This window comes from Rhodopila sp. (assembly GCF_965276935.1).
Lineage (GTDB): Bacteria > Pseudomonadota > Alphaproteobacteria > Acetobacterales > Acetobacteraceae > Rhodopila.
In genome coordinates this window covers 820,085-836,916 of the sequence record NZ_CBDIBS010000003.1, presented here as the reverse complement: position 1 = coordinate 836,916, position 16,832 = coordinate 820,085, and the positions used below count along the sequence as shown (strand labels likewise).

Genomic DNA, 16,832 nt, shown 5'->3' with positions numbered 1-16,832 from the left:
ACCCGGCGGCTCACTATCGCATGGCTGGCGTCCCGTCGGGCTAGAGGATCGCCGGCGGGGTCTGGAAGCGGACATTCAACCGCAACACGATCACTGACCGAGTGATGTTCCATGCATGGCGGCGGAGTGTGCCTGACGCGCCACCCTGGCTGACGCGTTGCCCAAGTTTAACGCTGAATGTGCGAACCAGCCATTGTCCATCCCGCGTCCCATGCTCTAAGTCCCAGGCTTATGGCGAACGCTGACTCCGGCAAGACAGCCGCGAAAACCTGGCTTCGGCAGCAACAACGCGCCGGCAGCCGAGCGGCAAGGCCCGTGCTGGGCCTGCACGTGGCGGGATCGGTGGCGGGAGTCGGACAGGCGATCGCCGCCGCGTCGGCGCTGACCGACGCGTTCCGAGGATCGGCCACCGTGGTGCTGGCCATCGCCGCGTTCATCGTGTTGGCCATCTTGCGCGCCATCCTGTTCTATTTGATCGAGCGCAGTGCTTTCGCCGCCGGCGCGTCGGCGCGCCGCCGGCTGCGCACCGACGCGCTGTCCCGTCTGCTGCATGCCGGGCCGGTTCTGCTGCGCAGCCGCCATTCCGGTGATCTGGCGACCATCGTGGTGGACCGGATCGAGGCGCTGGATGGTCTGTTCGCCCGCTACGTCCCCGCCGCGACGTTCGCCGTGGTGGGACCGGTGATCGTGCTGCTGGCGGTGCTGTGGGTCGATCCCTGGGCCGCCGCCGTGCTGGCTGCCTGCGGCTTGCTGGTGCCGGTGGCGATGGCGGTCGCCGGGATCGGCGCGGCCGCTGCTTCTCGCAACCAGTTCCTGGCGATGGCGCGGTTGCAGGCGCGGTTCCTCGACCGGGTGCGCGGCATCGCCACCATCGTGCTGTATGGCCGGTCGGCCGACGAGGCGCGCGATCTGGCCAAGGCCGCGGCGGAACTGCGCGTGCGCACGATGCGCATCCTGCGGGTGGCGTTCCTGTCGTCGGTCGCCCTCGATCTGGCGGCGGCGGCGGCAATGATCATTCTGGCGATCCACTATTTCTTCAGGCTGCGTGGTGCCGGCGGCGAGCTGCCGGCGGAGATTGGGCCGGCGCTGATGGTGCTGCTGCTGACGCCGGAATTCTTCGCGCCGCTGCGCACATTCTCCGCCGCCTACCAGGACCGCCTGCACGCCACCGGCGCGGCCGAGGCGCTGATCGATTTGCCGCCGCTGCCCGAACCGGTGCCGGCGCGGGAAATCCGCACCGTCTCGGCCCAAGGCGTCACGGTGGCATTCGATGCGGTCACGCTGACATGGGACGCCTCACGCGGTCCGGCATTGGACGCGTTGTCATTCCGCGTCTCGGCCGGGGAGACGCTGGTGCTGGCTGGCCCGTCCGGCGCCGGCAAGTCATCAGTGATCGAGATCCTGCTAGGGTTTGTTCGTCCCGACGGCGGCCGGGTAACGATCAATGGCGCCGATATCACTGATCTGGTGCCGCAGGCGCTGTCTCGCCTGACTGCCTGGATCGGCCAACGGCCGGTCCTGTTCGCTGGCTCGATCCGTGATAATATCTGGTTTGCAAGGCCTGAGGCAACCGATGAGGAGGTTGCCGAAGCCGCTCGTGCGGCGCGGGTGGAACCGTTCGCGGCGACCCTTCCGGCCGGGTTGGACACGCGGATCGGGGAGGGCGGCTACGGCCTGTCCGGTGGTCAGGCGCAGCGCGTCGCCATTGCTCGCGCCTACCTGAAGAACGCGCCGCTGCTGCTGCTGGACGAGCCAACCGCGCATCTGGACCCGGCGACCGAGCAGGAGGTGTTCGACAGCCTAAAGCGCCTGGCGCTGGGGCGGACGGTGATCCTGGCGAGTCATTCCTCCGCCGCACATGCCTGGGGCGGCCGGCGGCTGGACCTTCGGGACGGACGTGTGGCGTCGGCGCGCGGTGCCGCGTGATGGGTCCGTTGTTTCGCATCCTGGCGCTGTGGGCGCCGCGGAGCGGCTGGTTGCTGGCCGGGCTGGCGATTTCGCTCGCCGCGCTGGTGGCCGGTGTCGGGCTGATGGCGGTGTCCGGCGTGACAATCGGTGCGGCGTTGCTGACTGGCGCGTTGGCGATGCCGTTCCTGCTGCGTGGCCTGGGGGTGGCGCGGGTCGTGCTGCGGTATGCCGAACGGCTGGTGACCCATGGCGCGACATTCCGGGCACTGGCGGATATCCGGGTGTGGTTCTTTCGCCGCCTGGCCCGCACGGCCGCGGGCGGCCTTGGTTTTCGGCATGCGGGCGACGCATTGGCCAGGCTGGTTGGCGATGTCGAGGCGCTGGACGGGCTATATCTGCGCATCCTGCTGCCGCTGGCCGGCGGGGTCCTGCTGCTGCCGGTTCTGGTGATCCTGGTCGGACACCGCGCGCCGGTGCTGGCGCTCGAGATCGGCGCGCTGTTCGTGCTGGCGGCGTTCGTGCTGCCGTGGCTGGCGGCTCGCGCCTCCAGCGACGCTGGCCACGATCTGGCCGTCGCCTCGGGTGACTTGCGGATCGCCGCGCTGGACGCCTTGACCGGTTTGCGGGAGGTGCGGGCGTTTGCCGCCGAGGGCCGCATGCTGGCCACGGTGCAGGCGCGGGAAGCGACGATGCTGACGGCGCAGCGCGGCATGGCGGCGCGGACGGCGCTGGCTGGTTCGGCGGCGTTCCTGTGTGCTCAGGCGGCGGTGCTGGCGGTGCTGCTGGCGGCCGGGACCAATCCGGCAGGGGCGATCGCGGCGTCTTTTCTCGTGCTGGCGGCGTTCGAGGCGGTGGGCGGATTGCCGCGTGCCGGCGCGGCGGCGGGGCATGCCTCGGCCGCGGCTCGGCGTGTCCTGGATGCGGCAGACGCGCCGATACCAGTGCCCGATCCGGCCGATCCGGTGGCGATGCCGAAGGGCAACACGCTGCGGTTCGAGGCAATTCAGTTCCGCTGGCTGCCCGACCGGCCACCGGTGTTCGACGCTCTGACGTTGGAGGTACCGGAGGGGACTCGGGTGGCGCTGCTGGGGCCATCCGGCGCAGGCAAGTCCACGCTTGCGGCCTTGGCGCTGAAGGTTGTGGCGCCGCGGTCAGGCCAGGTTCGGATCGGCGGGGTCGACATCGCGCTGCTGCCGGCGGCTTTGGTGCGAGAACGCATTGGCTGGCTAAGCCAGGCGACGCATCTGTTTGATGACACGATCCGGGCGAACCTTCTTTTGGCTTGGCCTGAAGCGGATGAGACCGCGATATGGACAGCGCTGGACGCGGCACGGATCGGCGACACCGTGCGGGCGTTGCCGGATCGGCTGGATACCTGGGTCGGCGAGGGGGGGATGCGGTTCTCCGGCGGCCAGGGACGCCGGCTGGCCTTGGCGCGGGCGCTGTTGTCAAACGCGCCGATCCTGATCCTGGATGAGCCGTGCGCCGGGTTGGATGCGGAGACCGAGCGGGCGTTCCTGGAAACGCTGAACGAGACGGCGACGGGGCGCACCGTCGTGCTGATCACGCACCGTCTGACGGGCGTGGAGCGGTTAGACCGCATTTTCCGGTTGTCGGGCGGAAAGGCGATCGCGGCGGCGGGGTAGGCTTTCCTGACTTGCGGCATGAGGAGCACCAGCGAACCCAAGCCGCTTAGGCAGTCGGGTCTATTCCCTTAAAGCACGACTGGTCTAGGTTGACCTACGAATCGCACTTTAATTCATTGTTTGATCGCGTGATTCACGCCGTCTGACTGGGTCAGCCTCAGGCGATCACGCTCTAAATCGGCCTTCTGACGATCCACTTTGGAAAGCTCGGCATCAGCGGCACGTTCTTCTCGGCGGCGAACTGATCCGCCGCCTGCATCACCTCAGGCCAATCCTGATTGTAATCATCGCCGATCAGGTAGCCGCCGGGTGCCAGTATGTCCCAGTAGGTGCGGGCGTCCCGCAGCACATCCTCATGCTCATGCGACGCATCGATGTGGATCAGGCTGGCCTGCACGCCCAGGCGGCGCAGCAGCAGGCCTGCGATGGTGGATGTCTGGGCGAGCGGCACGATTTGATCCTGTGCGCTGGCTCGGACGACGTTGCTCAGGAACTGCTCGTACAGCAATGGCATGCCGTGGCGAAACGGCATCAGGCCGCCGAACCCGGAGGTTCGGTCCCAATGCTCCACACTGCCCAGAAAGGTATCCACGCCGATCACCGTTCCGCTAACGGCGTTACGCTTCAGGAGGTTGGCGAGGTAGATTGTCGAGGCACCCTTCCATACCCCGACATCAATCGCCACGCTTGGCCTCACCTTGCGGATGATTTCGTCAAAGGCCGCGTGTTCACTGTTCCAGCCTTGCCGGTCCTCGGCAAAGGTCGGTACAAACCCGGCATAGATGTCGGTGCCGTGAATCCGGTTCATGAGGTCGCGATGTATATGGTTTCCTTGATCGACCACGGTGTGCTTCGCTCCTGTGCCTGGGGCATGACATTGGGCGCCGCTTACACCAATTGGTCGTCAGATTGTTTCGAAAATCACGCCGGCTGCTAAAGTTCGGCGGTCTTGGCACGATGGTTCGGCCGCAGCAGCGAGGTCAGGTGCGCGATGCTGGGCAGCGTCTCGATCCGCATCAATGTTTCGAAGATCTCCGGCAGGCCGGCGCGGGGCAGGCTGCGTTCGGCACAGTCGGCGAATTTCGTCCACAGCTCCGTCCGCGTCATCGGCACGCCCGCGGGTCCGCGGCTGGGATACCGATCCAGGCGAGAGACGTGGCGGGCGCCGTCGGTGGTCCGCACGATCACCTCGGTTCCCCAGTCGTCCGGCATGTCGGGGTGCGGCCGGGTCTCTATCCGCTGCATCAGGGCGCGGATGCCAGGATCAAACAGCGCATCGCCCTCGAAATGCGCCCGCTTTACCGACCGGTCGGCCAGCGCGCGGGCAACACAGTACTGCAGGCTGAATTTTGCTTCCAGCGGCGTGCGCGGGTCCGGATTGTCGGTGTGCGGCAGACGACGGGGATGCGGCATGACGGTGACACGCTCCACCTGCTCCGGGTGAAGATCATGATTGTGAGCCAGGTTGATGACGCGGGTGATGGACGGGTGCGTGCTGCCGCAGCACGGGTAAGGCTTCAAGCCAGGATCGCCGCCGCCGCCGCACTCGATCGGGTCGTACCAGCCATCCAGGATGCGGGCGGTATCGTAGGTGCCGGGGCCATTGAAGACATCGAGGAACCCCTGACGGTGCTCCAACGCGGCGGCGTTGGCGGTGAAACCCTCCCGCGCCATCAGCGCGGCGAACAGGCCGTTGCGAATGGCATGACCCACGTGCAGCGGCTTCGTCATGGTGCCGAAGTTGGCCTTCAGGCCGCAGGCGAAGGAGGCGGCCATGCCCAGCGCGCAGGCCGTCCGCGCCGTCGTCAGGTTCAGCAGGCGGGAAGCGGCGGCGACGGTGCCGAAGATGCCCAGCGTGGCGGTAGGATGCCAGCCTTTGTCGTAATGATGATGATGCACGCCGCGCCCCAGGCGACAGACGGTCTCGAAGCCAACGACATAAGCCAGCACCAAGTCCCGGCCGCTGGCGCCGGTCATCTCCGCCAGCGGAATGAGCGCGGGCACCAGCATGACAGATGGATGGCCCCCCATCGCGCCGGCGACGTCGTCATAGTCCAGCGCATGGGCGGCGACGCCGTTCACCAGCGCCGCATCCAGCACGCTGGTCCGCCGGTCGGTGCCCAGGATCAGCGACGGTCCGTCCGCCTCGGCCACGCCCGGCACGCGCAGCAGCAGGCGCGGTGCGTCCTCCGTAATGCCGGCCAAGGTGACGCCGACAGTGTCCACGAAGGCGCTGGCGGTCCATTCGCGCGCGTCCGGCGAGACGTCCTCAAACCGCGGGGCATGGATCCGTTCAGCGATCTGCCAGGCCAAAGTGGTCATTGACAATCCCCTTCGTTGCAAGCGGCCCAGCGTCCTTACTTGCGATCATAGACTGGCAAAAACCCTGACATCAATTCGCCCAAACCAGACCGGCGCCATTTGCCCAGACCGCGATGGCGCCCAGCGATCGGCGCCGACCGGATTTACATCGCTGGCACCTGTCCGCTGGCCAACGCCTTGCCGGAGATCGGTTCATTGCCAATCCCCAGCGTGTAGGCGCCGGCGGACAACAGCCCGATGACACCGGCGACCAGCAGCGGCGGGGTGAATGATCCTGTCGCCTGCACCATGAAGCCGGTGACCATTGGCGCCAGCGCACCGCCGATGAAGCCACCAAAATCCATGATCGCCCCCAGCGAGGCGGCGTAGTTTGCTGGCGCGCAGGCAGTGGCGAGTGACCACGACGTGCCCGACGAGCTCTGGCCGAAGAAGATGGCCGCCGAAATCGATGCGACGGCGATGAAGTTGCTGTCGGTCTCCGCCGCCATGAAGGTGGCGCACGCCATGATCACCAATCCGCCCACGGTCAGCATCTTGCGGCTGGCGATCGCCGTCATGCCGCGCGCGGTCAGCCGGTCGGCGAGGTATCCGCCCAGAATGCTGCCGACCAGTCCGAACAGGAACGGCACCGAGGCGACAAATCCGGTCTTCGCGATGCTCATGTGGCGTTGCTGTTCCAGGTAACCCGGCAGCCACGCCGCGAACAGCCAGCCGATATAGACGTTGCCAAAGAAGCCGAGGATCAGCCCCCAGGTGCTGCGAAAGCTGAACAGCTTGCCCCAGGCGGCGGCATGCACCGGATGCGCCTCGGGCGCCACGCCCTCTTGGTACAGATAGTGCCGGTCCATCTCGGTAAGTGTTTTGCTATCGAAATCACGATACACCGAGTACCAGATGCCGGCGAGGATGAAACCAAGCACCGCCATCAGAACGAACATCCAGCGCCAGCCGAACATCAGCATGACCGGGGTCAGCATGATCGGAGCGATGGCGTTGCCGAGCGGAGGCGCACCATTCCAGATCCCGACGCCGAGGGCCTGGTCGCCTTCATGATACCAGTCGTTGACGACACGCGACGCGGTTGGAAACATCGGCGCTTCGCCGACGCCCAGCAGCGCCCGGACCAGCAGGAATTGTCCATAGCTGACGATGAAACCCGCGGCGCCCTGGGCGATCGACCAGACGATCATCGCAATCGTCAAGACCCGTCGCGGCTTGAGGCGATCAACCAGGCCGCCCGCCAACAGGAGGGTGAAGGCATAGGGCCAGAGAAACGCCGACAGCAGCACGCCCATTTCCGCGACCGACAAGCCGAGTTCGTTGCGGATCAGTGGATTCGCCACCGAAAGCGTGCCACGGTCCATGTAGTTCAGGACGCAAATTATGAATATGAGCGACAGGCTGACGTTTTGAATGCGCTTCACACGCGAGGTACAAACACCTCGTTTCGTGTTTGCCATGGCAAACCCTCCCCTTGACGTTCACCCGTCTGATCGCGGGTGTGCGGTTTGGTAGCGTGGCGGGACGACAGGCGCGGTCAGCAGAAAGCCCATCCTCGCACCGACCGCCACATCAGCGGCGGCAGCCACTCCGTGTCAAAGGAAAAATGCTGTCAGGAACACACGATTTTGTGCGCCCAGGTGGGCGGGACACGTGGCTTGTCCGCCCGCGGATCCGGCATGATCCGGCGCCACCGGGCCGCTCGGAACCGGATCGGCCAGGATTACTCCGCCGCAGTGGCCAGCTTGTTGATCGCGACACCCTTGCCGACACCGGCACGATCCTTGAACGGTGTGGTGTCGATGTCCTCCAGTTCGATCTCCCGCGACAGCACCTTGCGCTTCCATTCCTGATGTTCGGCCTCGTTGGCGGTGAATTCAGGCATCACCTCGCTGGCGAACAACTCCAGGCTTTCGCAGATATGCGCATGACTGTTCTTACCGGCCTGGTTGAGCAGGATGATCTGATCGACATGCGAGTCCTGGAAGCGCCGCAGCTTCCGCCGAATCGTTTCCGGCGATCCAATCAGGCCGCCGGTCAGTGCCTTGTAAGCGAGTTCCGGATTGGCCTGCTTCCAGGCGTTGTATTCGTCCCAAAGGCTGATCGTCCCGGGTGCGGCGCGTTCACGGTTGCGGGCACTGCTGTAATAGGCCAGCGAGAACTGGAAGAACGTTACGCCATCGGCTCGGCGGCGCGCTTCCTCATCGGTTTTGGCGCACATGAAGTAGCTGACCATCGCGATGTTGCAGTTGGACTGGTAGTCGGTCAGCTTTTTCTGTCGCAGCACAAACGAATTGTAGTAGGCGTGCACCCAGGCATGCGCCATTTCCGCCGACAGGAACTGGAAACCGAGGGCACCAATGCCGCAGCGGCCGGCCATCTCGATCGTTTCCAATTGAGAACAGGCGACCCATAGCGGCGGGTGCGGCTTCTGGATGGGCTTGGGCAGCACGTTGCGCAGCGGCTGCTTGAAATACGGGCCGTCATACTCCCAGCCGCCGTCCTTGAACATTGGCAGCACGCAGCGCACGCCGTCTTCCCAGACCGCCTGCTTGTCTTCCATCTGCCGGCCGAACGGGCCGAGTTCGGTGATGCTGGCGCCTTCGCCCATGCCGAACTCGACCCGACCGTTGCTGACCAGATCCAGGCAGGCGACTTTCTCGGCAACGCGCGCGGGATGGTTGGTGGTGAGCTGGATGATGCCATGGCCCAGGCGGATCTGCTTGGTGCGCTGGCTGGCGGCGGCGAGAAAGACCTCGGGCTGCGGCGAATGGGAGTATTCTTCCAGAAAGTGGTGCTCCACTTCCCAGGCGTAATGGTAGCCGAGACGGTCGGCCAATTCGACCTGCGAAAGGGCGTTCTGGTAGAGCTTGTGCTCGGTGTCTACTTCCCAGGGCCGCGGACATTGCAGTTCATAGAAGAGTCCGAATTTCATGGCTTGCCTCCCGCCGTTTCCTACTGGCCGGTATGCTAGACCTGGCGCCTGTGAAAAGTCGAGCGAGGCGGGTTGTCGGGTCGATTGCGCTGAAGCGGGCCGGCAGACGTTGCTGACAGTCAATCGGACCCGCGCCCTGGAATTGGCACCGCTTTGGGTTTCGCCGAGACCCGGTATATTGAACCTGAAGCTTCAGATCACACAGAGGGCTCCATGACCGACAACCCGCTGCGGCCCGCCTTGTTTCACACGGACGCGATCGCCGAGGACACGTTAAAGCTGAACGACGCGTTGGTTGGTTTGATGACGGGCTTGCCGGACTGGTGGAACATCGGCCCGGAGGTCACGCGGGAAGCGCGGCGGCAGGGGCGTGGTCCGTTCCCGCCGCCGGTCAAGTCATCGCGGGCGCGAACCATTATCGTTCCCGGGCGGGACGGCAACGAGATCCCGCTGCGGATCATCGCGCCGGACCAGCCGCGCGGTGTCTATCTGCATGTTCATGGCGGCGGCTGGGTGCTGGGTTCGGCCGACTCGCAAGATCCGATGCTGGAGCAGATTGCCGACAAGGCCGGCGTGGCTGTCGTCAGCGTCGAATACCGCCTGGCGCCCGAGCATCCGTATCCCGCCGGACCGGACGACTGCGAGTTCGCCGCGGCCTGGCTGGTGAACCACGCAAAGGCGGAATTCGCTACCGACGTTCTGACGATTGGCGGCGAGTCGGCGGGCGGGCATCTGGCGGCGGTGACGATCCTGCGATTGCGCGACCGATACGGTTATACCAGGTTTCGTGGTGCTAATCTGGTTTATGGCGCGTTCGACCTCAGCATGACCCCAAGCCAAAGGGCTTTCGGCAACCGCCGGCTGGTGCTGCGGACGATTGACATGCAGCAGTTCTACAACGCGTTCCTGCCGACAATCACGGATCGGCGGGTGCCGGATATCTCGCCGCTTTACGCGGACCTGAAAGGGCTGTGTCCAGCACTGTTCAGCGTCGGAACCGCTGATGCGCTGCTGGACGATTCGATGTTCATGCATGCCCGCTGGATTGCTGCCGGGAATGAAGCGGAACTAGCCGTCTATCCAGGTGGGGCGCACGGCTTCACGCTGTTTCCCAACCGTCTGGCCGAGGAAGCCGCGGCCCGATCAGAGGCCTTCCTACAGAAGGTCGTGGGATAAACAGTTGTTTCCTAACAGGATAGAAACAACACTCACTTCTCCATCTCCCGCAGCCGCGCGACATCATTCTGCAGGAACACGGCATACCCATAAACAGTCTCGTCCGGCTGGTTCCAGCAGACATAGCCGCGACAGTCGTGCGGCCGAGCCTCGTAGACACCGCACATGTGGTTATTGGTGAGGAACTGGCAGGTCTTGTAGCCCTCCTTGATCCGCTTTTCGCCGGTCTTGCTGACCTCCACGATGTGGCGCTTATCGAAGTCGGCTGGGCTGATGTTCAGGTGCTTCGACAGGCGGCGGATGTCATCCCGGCTGACCCGAACATAGCCTGCCATGCGGCAGCACAGCGCCGGGCACTTCAGGCAATCAAGCCGCTCGTGCGATGCCATCGGGCCTTATCGCGATCGCGCTAGATGGGTCAGCCAACGTCCTCCGTCTTGAAGTCGGCCGGCACGATGATTTCCAGCACCTCGCAGTCCGCCGAGTAGTCCAGCACCGTGTGCCTGACGCCGGAGGGCTGCAGCCAGCAGCTTCCAGTGGACATCATCTGTACGCCAATCCCTTCGAACTCGTTCTTCATCCAGCCCTTCAGGACATAGACCAATTGCAGGTCCACGCTGTGCAGATGGGGTTTGCGGACCTCATTGGTGCAAGGTGGAACGAAACGGATCACATGCGCCTGGCACAGGCCGGCGGTTGCGGCGGCGATCCCCAAGTCGCGGTACTGGGCGTAGCTGCGCAAGCCATCGGCTTTGAACTCGGTCTCGTTCAGGTGGCTGACGGTGAAAGACTGTGGCGCCTTGACATGCGGCATGGACGGCTTTGCGCGCTTCGAGGTGACCGGCGGGCGACTGCGGCGTGCAGTGGGGACAGCGACGGCCGCCTTGACCTGGGCTCGACGCGGTGCGGCCTTCTTCAAATTAACGGTCTTCGAGCCGGCGACGGTCTTCTCAACCGGCTTCATTCGAGTGGCCGGCTTGGCGACCACCCTCGGCGGCGCGGACCGCTTTGGCGTGAGCTTGGATGGCGCGGCCTTCCGGGAAACAGCGCCCTTCGAAGCAGGCAGTGGTAAAGCAGCCACTTTCTTCGGCGCCTTCTTCGTAGGCATCTTGCTGCCCGCTTGCTTCCTCAGCCCGGTCTGACCACTCGCTGCCGGCGTAGCGGCCTTGACGGCGACCTTCGCCTTTCGAGCCGGTGGTTTTTTGGCAGGCAGAGGATCGGCCGCGGTCTTTGCTTTCTTGGTGGTCGCGATGCCGGTGCTGGCTTTGGCCATGGCGTCATCCTTGTGGTGACTCTCGATTGGCATCAGTATCGACGGGATCGGCTTCAGATTTCAAGTGCTTGCGACGAAGCTGATCGCCGACGGACTGCCGACCCCAATGCGCACGCCGGTCGGGATCAGACTTCCGCTTTTCAAGTCGATATGGAACACCGTGATGTCGTCGCTGTCCTGATTGGCCGCATACAGGTGCCGCCCATCGGGTCCCAGCGCAAAGAAGCGGGGCTTCATGCCACCGGTCGGGAAGTGGCCCGCATAGGTCAACAGGCCAGACCGCGGGTCCACGTCAAATTGCACAATGCTGTCCTCGCCCCGATTTGACACGTAAAGCGACCGCCCGTTTGGCGACACCTCGATCTCGGCCGTGGTGTTCCGTCCGACGAACCCGCTCGGGATGGTCGTTGTCACTTGCCGCTCCGTGGCCTGACCCGACGCCGCGTCCCACGCGAACATCGTCACTGTCGAATCCAGTTCATTGTTGACGTACAGCACCGGAAGGCTTGGGTGGAACGCGGCATGACGGGGCGCGGCACCGGGCCGCGAAGCAACGGAGGCCTGAGCGGCCGGTACCAGGCGTCCATCTTGCAGGCTGAACACAAAGGTGCGATCAAACCCTTTGTCGGGCACGATAACAAACCGCCCGCTCGGGTCGAAGATGACCGCATGCGGATGGGACGAGGTCTGCTGCTTCGGATCGGGTCCTGGCGCGCCGACCAATGCGACAACCTGGGTGGGGAACAGCAATCTGCCGTCGGTCTCCACCGGCAGAACCGCGACGGCACCGCTGCCATAGTTCGCCACCACGAGGAATCGCTCGGTCGGGTCCAGCGCCGAATCGACCGGATTGCTGCCCTGGCAATCCACTTGATTAAGCAGGGACAGCGCGCCGGTGTGGCGATCCAGCGCGAAGGCACTGACCAGGCTCCGCCCGCCATGTACACTGTACAATCTTGTTTGCGCCCGGTTGAGGGTAAACAGGGCGGGATTCTCCAAGCCCCCCACGTTCTGCAAGTGGGCCCAGGCGCCGCTGACCGGATCAACCCGATAGACATTGATGCCATTGCCGCGTCCGTCGCGATCCGCAGTGGTATAGCCACCGACATAAGCGAACATGCTTGCTCCCCATTTGTTCAGGCGGCGCTTGCTTGCGCCATTATGATATGCGTCATTTCAGGCGTTTCCGTCACCGAGCCATAATTGTGAACTGGCGGTCCGCTTGGACCACGCAAGCGCTGCTCCGCCGCAATCAGTTCCGGCACATCCTCGTACACATGGCTGCCTTCACCGGCAAAGAAGCCGATTACCGCGACAGTGTGGCAGCGCAGGGCCCGTAGCGCGTTGGCGAAGAACGGGGCCTCTTCCAGGCATGCTGCCTTGATCTGCGCAAATGCCATCGCGGTCATTGCTATGGAAACATGCCGATGCAGCGCCAGCGCCCGTCCCGACGCGCGTGCTGATCCATGTCCCACGACAAGGACCGTGGTCGCCTGAGGCGAGATGCCGCGAGCCGAGCAGCCATCCAGGGCGCATTGCACGATCAGGTCGGCCATGCCGGCATGCACGCCGACAGGGGGACAAAGCCGAAGCCGGTCGATCGCGCCGGGCTGTGTTATTGCCAGCGCGCGGGGCACCGCCACCTTGGTAAAATAGCCATCTTCCATGAACCAGGGCACGACGCGGACGACAGGAGCGGCCAGACCGGCGAGCGCCTCGGCCACCGACGGCGTGCCATTCAGCAGGCCCAGCCCGACCTCTCGCATGGGTTCGGCCTGCTTGATCCGCGCCAATTGCGCCAGCGCGATGCGGCTGGCGTCGGGGTAGCGGGCTGACCCATGCGCGACCAGCAGCAAGGCATCGTTGAGACGCACCGGTGACACTCCTTCGTGGGCGCTTACATGAAAGCTGTAATGCAGGTTTGCCCCATTTGGTGATCTGGCGCAGATAAGGCCAAAAATGTGGGCATCGCAAAAGCGACAAGGAGTTAGATATGGCAGACGAACTGCCCCCGCGGGAGGCAATGGAGTTCGACGTGGTAGTCGTGGGCGGCGGTCCGTCGGGCCTGTCGGCGGCGATCAGGCTGAAACAGATTTCGCCGGACATCGCCGTGTGCCTGGTGGAAAAGGGCGGCGAGGTTGGCGCCCACATCCTGTCCGGCGCGGTGATTGAACCGCGCGCGCTGAACGAACTGATTGCGGACTGGAAAGAGAAGGGCGCGCCGCTGGACACGCCGGCGGCCGAGGATCGGTTCCTGTTCCTGACCGCGACCAAATCCTACCGTCTGCCGACGCCGCCGCAGATGCACAACCACGGCAACTACATTGTCTCGTTGGGCAACGTCGTCCGCTGGCTTGGACAGCAGGCGGAGGCGCTTGGCGTGGAAATCTATCCTGGCTTCGCCGCGGCGGAACTGTTGGAAGAAGACGGCCGCATCGTCGGTATTGCGACCGGTGACATGGGTGTCGGCAAGGACGGTGAGCCGACCGACCAGTTCCAGCGCGGCATGGAGTTGAGGGCGAAGTACACGCTGTTTGCCGAAGGCTGCCGCGGATCACTTTCCAAGGAGTTGATGCAGCGGTTCAACCTGCGCGACGGGCGTGATCCGCAGACCTACGCGATTGGCATCAAGGAGGTGTGGGAGATCCCGGCCACAAACCATAAGCCGGGCCTGATCGAGCACAGCGTGGGTTGGCCGCTGGATCGCGCGACCTACGGCGGTTCGTGGCTTTATCATTTCGGCGCAGGCCTGGTCTCGTTCGGCTTCGTGGTCGGCCTGGACTACAGCAATCCGTGGCTGTCGCCGTTCGATGAGATGCAGCGGTTCAAGACCCATCCGGTCATGCGCAAGCACTTCGAGGGCGGCCGCCGCGTCTCCTATGGCGCGCGGGCGCTGAACGAAGGCGGGATGCAGTCGCTACCGAAGCTGACATTCCCCGGCGGCCTGCTGATCGGCGATGCAGCGGGGTTCCTGAATGTGCCGAAGATCAAGGGCACGCATACCGCGATGAAGTCCGGCATGTTGGCAGCGGAAGCCGTGGCCGAGGCGCTGGCCGGCAATGTGCCGGCTGAACTGACCAATTATCCGGATCGCCTGCGCGAAAGCTGGATATGGGAGGAACTCTCGAAGGTCCGCAATGTTCGGCCTTCCTTCGCGAAGTTCGGCCTATGGGGTGGCATCGCCTACAGCGCGTTGGATACCTATGTACTGCGCGGCAAGGCGCCCTGGACCTTCCATCACCCGCACGCCGACAATGACACCTTGGTTGATGCCGACGCCGCGCCGCGGATCGCCTATCCGAAGCCGGACGGGGTGCTGACCTTTGACCGGCTGTCCTCGGTGTTCATCAGCAACACCAACCATGAGGAAAATCAGCCGGCCCATCTGACATTGCGCGACCCGGCCAAGGCGATCGATCTCAACTGGGCGCGGTTCCGCAGTCCGGAGGTGCGTTATTGTCCAGCCTCGGTCTACGAGATCGTCGGTGCGGAGGAGGGTGCGCCAAGGCTGCAGATCAACGCGCAGAACTGCGTTCACTGCAAGACCTGCGATATCAAGGACCCGAGTCAGAACATCAACTGGGTTACCCCGGAGGGCGGCGGCGGACCAAACTATCCGGGCGGGATGTGATCGTTCATTGGTCTTGTCGCGGACGGGACCTATTCAGCCTGTCGTTCAGCTCACTCCAAGGGGGCGGACATCTTTAGGATTTGTCATTCGCAACCATCTCAAGATGACTGACACGGACGATCACGACTGGTAGAGTGTGCAGATGCAACATGTCCGTGGCGCTCGCAGAGCGTTTCTTTTGTCGTTGTCGCTGCTGTCGGCTTGCGCCGCGTCCGAGCCTTCGTCCGGTAGCGCCGCGGACCAGAGCCAAAATGGCGTGCTGGGCAATTACCTGGTTGGACGGTTCGCGCTGTCGGAGGGTGATTCGACGACCGCCGCCAACGACCTGCTCAAGGCGGTTGCGCAACGGCCCGACGATCCGGAATTGATTTTGCAGGCGTTCGTTGCGTGCTTGGCCGCTGGCCGGCCGGAAGCCGTCAAGCTCGCGCGCCAGTTGCCGGACAGTCAGGTCGCTCAGCTCGTGCTCGCGGATGTGGACATCAAGGCGGGCCACTGGTCGGCGGCCGAGCAGCGCTTTCGCGGGTTGCCCCGACAGGGCCTGACCCAGTTGCTGCAGCCGCTTCTGCTCGCTTGGGCGCAGTTGGGAGACAAGCGTGTCGACGCCGCGCTGTCCACTTTGCAGCCTTATGTCGACAACCCGCGGTTCCGTGGCATTTTTGCGCTGAACGCGGCGATGATCGCCGATATTGGCAACCGCGAGGAGGAAGCCGGCAAGCTTTATCACGTCGTGGAAACCGATGTGTCGGAGCCCAACCTGCGGCTGGCGCAAATCCTTGCCAGTTGGCAGGCTCGCACTGGTCAACCGGCGGATGCGCAAAAGATCCTGGGGGGTCTACCGACGGTGGCGCCGGAGCTCGGGATCGCCATGCCCAGCCTGTTGGCGAATGTTACCAAGCAACCCGTGGCGCGTCCCAGTGATGGGGTGGCTGAAGCCTATTTTACCTTCGCCGCCCTACTGCGCGCGCAGGAGGCTGATGAGTTCTCCCTGATCATGCTGCACTTGGCACTGGACCTGCGGCCGGATCTGACCGCGGCGAAGCTGCTGGCTGCCGATATACTGGTGAATGAGCGGCATCCCCAGGTTGCGCTGCACATGCTGAACGACGTGGCGACCACGGATCCGATCTACCCGGTGGTGCAGTTGCGCAGAGCGGCAATCGTTGATCGGCTGGGGAAGGCGGATGACGCGATGCGGGATCTGGAGCGTCTGTCCCACGACTATCCCGAAAGCTCGCTGCCGGATTTGCAGCGCGGCGATATCCTGCGCATGAAGCAGCGCTTTCCCGATGCCGTCGCTGCCTACGACAGGGCGATTGTTCGCGATACGCTTCCCGCGGCGACGGATTGGGTGATGTTCTACGATCGCGGCGTTGCCGAGGAGCGCTCGCACCAGTGGCAGAAGGCCGAAGCCGATTTCAATCATGCGCTGGAGCTTTCGCCCGATCAGCCTTTTGTACTGAACTACCTTGGCTACTCCTGGGCCGATTCGGGTCATCATCTCGCCAAGGCACGCCAGATGATCGAGCGCGCGGCGGAGAAGCGGCCGAATGACGGTGCGATCACCGACAGCCTCGGCTGGGTGATGTTTCGGCAGGGCGATGCGAAGGATGCGGTCAAGACGCTGGAGCGGGCGGTGGAAATGGAGCCCGAGGACTCGACGATCAACGCGCACCTTGGGGACGCCTATTGGGCCGCGGGGCGGAAGGTGGAGGCGCAATATCAGTGGCGGCGTGCATTGACGCTGAACCCCGCGCCGGATGATGCGGTGAAGCTGGAAGCCAAGCTGAACACCGGGCACGTCGGCGCGGTGCTCAGCGGGCAGTAGGCGGGACAACCGGGTGGCGGCGGCAAGCGGCATTCGGATGGGCCGCTTGAGCTAGCGCCGACACTGGTGCACCGGCCCATGACAGCAGAGAAGGTTCGTGCAGCCGGGTTCAAACC

Annotated in this window: 13 protein-coding genes; 5 read left to right on the top strand and 8 right to left on the bottom strand. The window is 64.3% G+C overall.

Annotated features, from left to right (window positions below):
- The first annotated feature begins 231 nt into the window (after positions 1-231).
- Complete coding sequence (gene cydD, locus ACQY4S_RS11690; RefSeq protein WP_428485373.1) at positions 232-1,926, top strand: thiol reductant ABC exporter subunit CydD; 1,695 nt, start codon at positions 232-234, stop codon at positions 1,924-1,926.
- On the top strand, positions 1,926-3,554 hold the full coding sequence (gene cydC, locus ACQY4S_RS11685) for a thiol reductant ABC exporter subunit CydC (RefSeq protein WP_428485372.1): 1,629 nt from the start codon (positions 1,926-1,928) through the stop codon (positions 3,552-3,554). The genes cydD and cydC overlap by 1 nt, the downstream gene beginning before the upstream one ends.
- A gap of 172 nt (positions 3,555-3,726) precedes the next feature.
- On the opposite strand, the gene ACQY4S_RS11680 is transcribed toward cydC, so the two are convergent.
- From ACQY4S_RS11680 to ACQY4S_RS11665, 4 genes are all read right to left on the bottom strand, one after another.
- Positions 3,727-4,362, bottom strand: a complete 636-nt coding sequence (locus ACQY4S_RS11680; protein WP_428485371.1) for a class I SAM-dependent methyltransferase — start codon at positions 4,360-4,362, stop codon at positions 3,727-3,729.
- 125 nt (positions 4,363-4,487) lie between these two features.
- On the bottom strand, positions 4,488-5,876 hold the full coding sequence (locus ACQY4S_RS11675) for an MmgE/PrpD family protein (RefSeq protein ID WP_428485370.1): 1,389 nt from the start codon (positions 5,874-5,876) through the stop codon (positions 4,488-4,490).
- 143 nt (positions 5,877-6,019) lie between these two features.
- Positions 6,020-7,336 carry an MFS transporter gene (locus tag ACQY4S_RS11670; RefSeq protein WP_428485369.1) on the bottom strand — a complete coding sequence of 439 codons (1,317 nt, stop codon included), beginning with the start codon at positions 7,334-7,336 and terminating at the stop codon, positions 6,020-6,022.
- 263 nt (positions 7,337-7,599) lie between these two features.
- On the bottom strand, positions 7,600-8,811 hold the full coding sequence (locus ACQY4S_RS11665; RefSeq protein WP_428485368.1) for an LLM class flavin-dependent oxidoreductase: 1,212 nt from the start codon (positions 8,809-8,811) through the stop codon (positions 7,600-7,602).
- A gap of 213 nt (positions 8,812-9,024) precedes the next feature.
- On the opposite strand from ACQY4S_RS11665, the gene ACQY4S_RS11660 reads away from it, so the two are divergent.
- On the top strand, positions 9,025-9,987 hold the full coding sequence (locus ACQY4S_RS11660) for an alpha/beta hydrolase (protein WP_428485367.1): 963 nt from the start codon (positions 9,025-9,027) through the stop codon (positions 9,985-9,987).
- Positions 9,988-10,019: 32 nt separating this feature from the next.
- On the opposite strand, the gene ACQY4S_RS11655 is transcribed toward ACQY4S_RS11660, so the two are convergent.
- Genes ACQY4S_RS11655 through ACQY4S_RS11640 form a run of 4 tightly spaced genes read right to left on the bottom strand, consistent with a single transcriptional unit; the run spans position 10,020 to position 13,134 of the window.
- Positions 10,020-10,376: a YkgJ family cysteine cluster protein gene (locus ACQY4S_RS11655; protein WP_428485366.1), complete on the bottom strand. Its 357-nt coding sequence runs from the start codon at positions 10,374-10,376 to the stop codon at positions 10,020-10,022.
- A gap of 29 nt (positions 10,377-10,405) precedes the next feature.
- Positions 10,406-11,260, bottom strand: a complete 855-nt coding sequence (locus tag ACQY4S_RS11650; protein WP_428485365.1) for a hypothetical protein — start codon at positions 11,258-11,260, stop codon at positions 10,406-10,408.
- Positions 11,261-11,320: 60 nt separating this feature from the next.
- The gene (locus ACQY4S_RS11645) at positions 11,321-12,379 is read right to left on the bottom strand and encodes a lactonase family protein (protein ID WP_428485364.1); all 1,059 of its coding nucleotides are present in this window, start codon (positions 12,377-12,379) and stop codon (positions 11,321-11,323) included.
- Positions 12,380-12,396: 17 nt separating this feature from the next.
- Positions 12,397-13,134, bottom strand: coding sequence for a CbiX/SirB N-terminal domain-containing protein (locus ACQY4S_RS11640; protein WP_428485363.1), 738 nt, complete (start codon positions 13,132-13,134; stop codon positions 12,397-12,399).
- A 119-nt stretch (positions 13,135-13,253) separates the two neighbouring features.
- On the opposite strand from ACQY4S_RS11640, the gene ACQY4S_RS11635 reads away from it, so the two are divergent.
- Positions 13,254-14,891, top strand: coding sequence for an electron transfer flavoprotein-ubiquinone oxidoreductase (locus ACQY4S_RS11635; RefSeq protein WP_428485362.1), 1,638 nt, complete (start codon positions 13,254-13,256; stop codon positions 14,889-14,891).
- Between the two features lie 142 nt (positions 14,892-15,033).
- Complete coding sequence (locus ACQY4S_RS11630) at positions 15,034-16,716, top strand: tetratricopeptide repeat protein (protein ID WP_428485361.1); 1,683 nt, start codon at positions 15,034-15,036, stop codon at positions 16,714-16,716.
- The last annotated feature ends 116 nt before the right edge of the window (positions 16,717-16,832 follow it).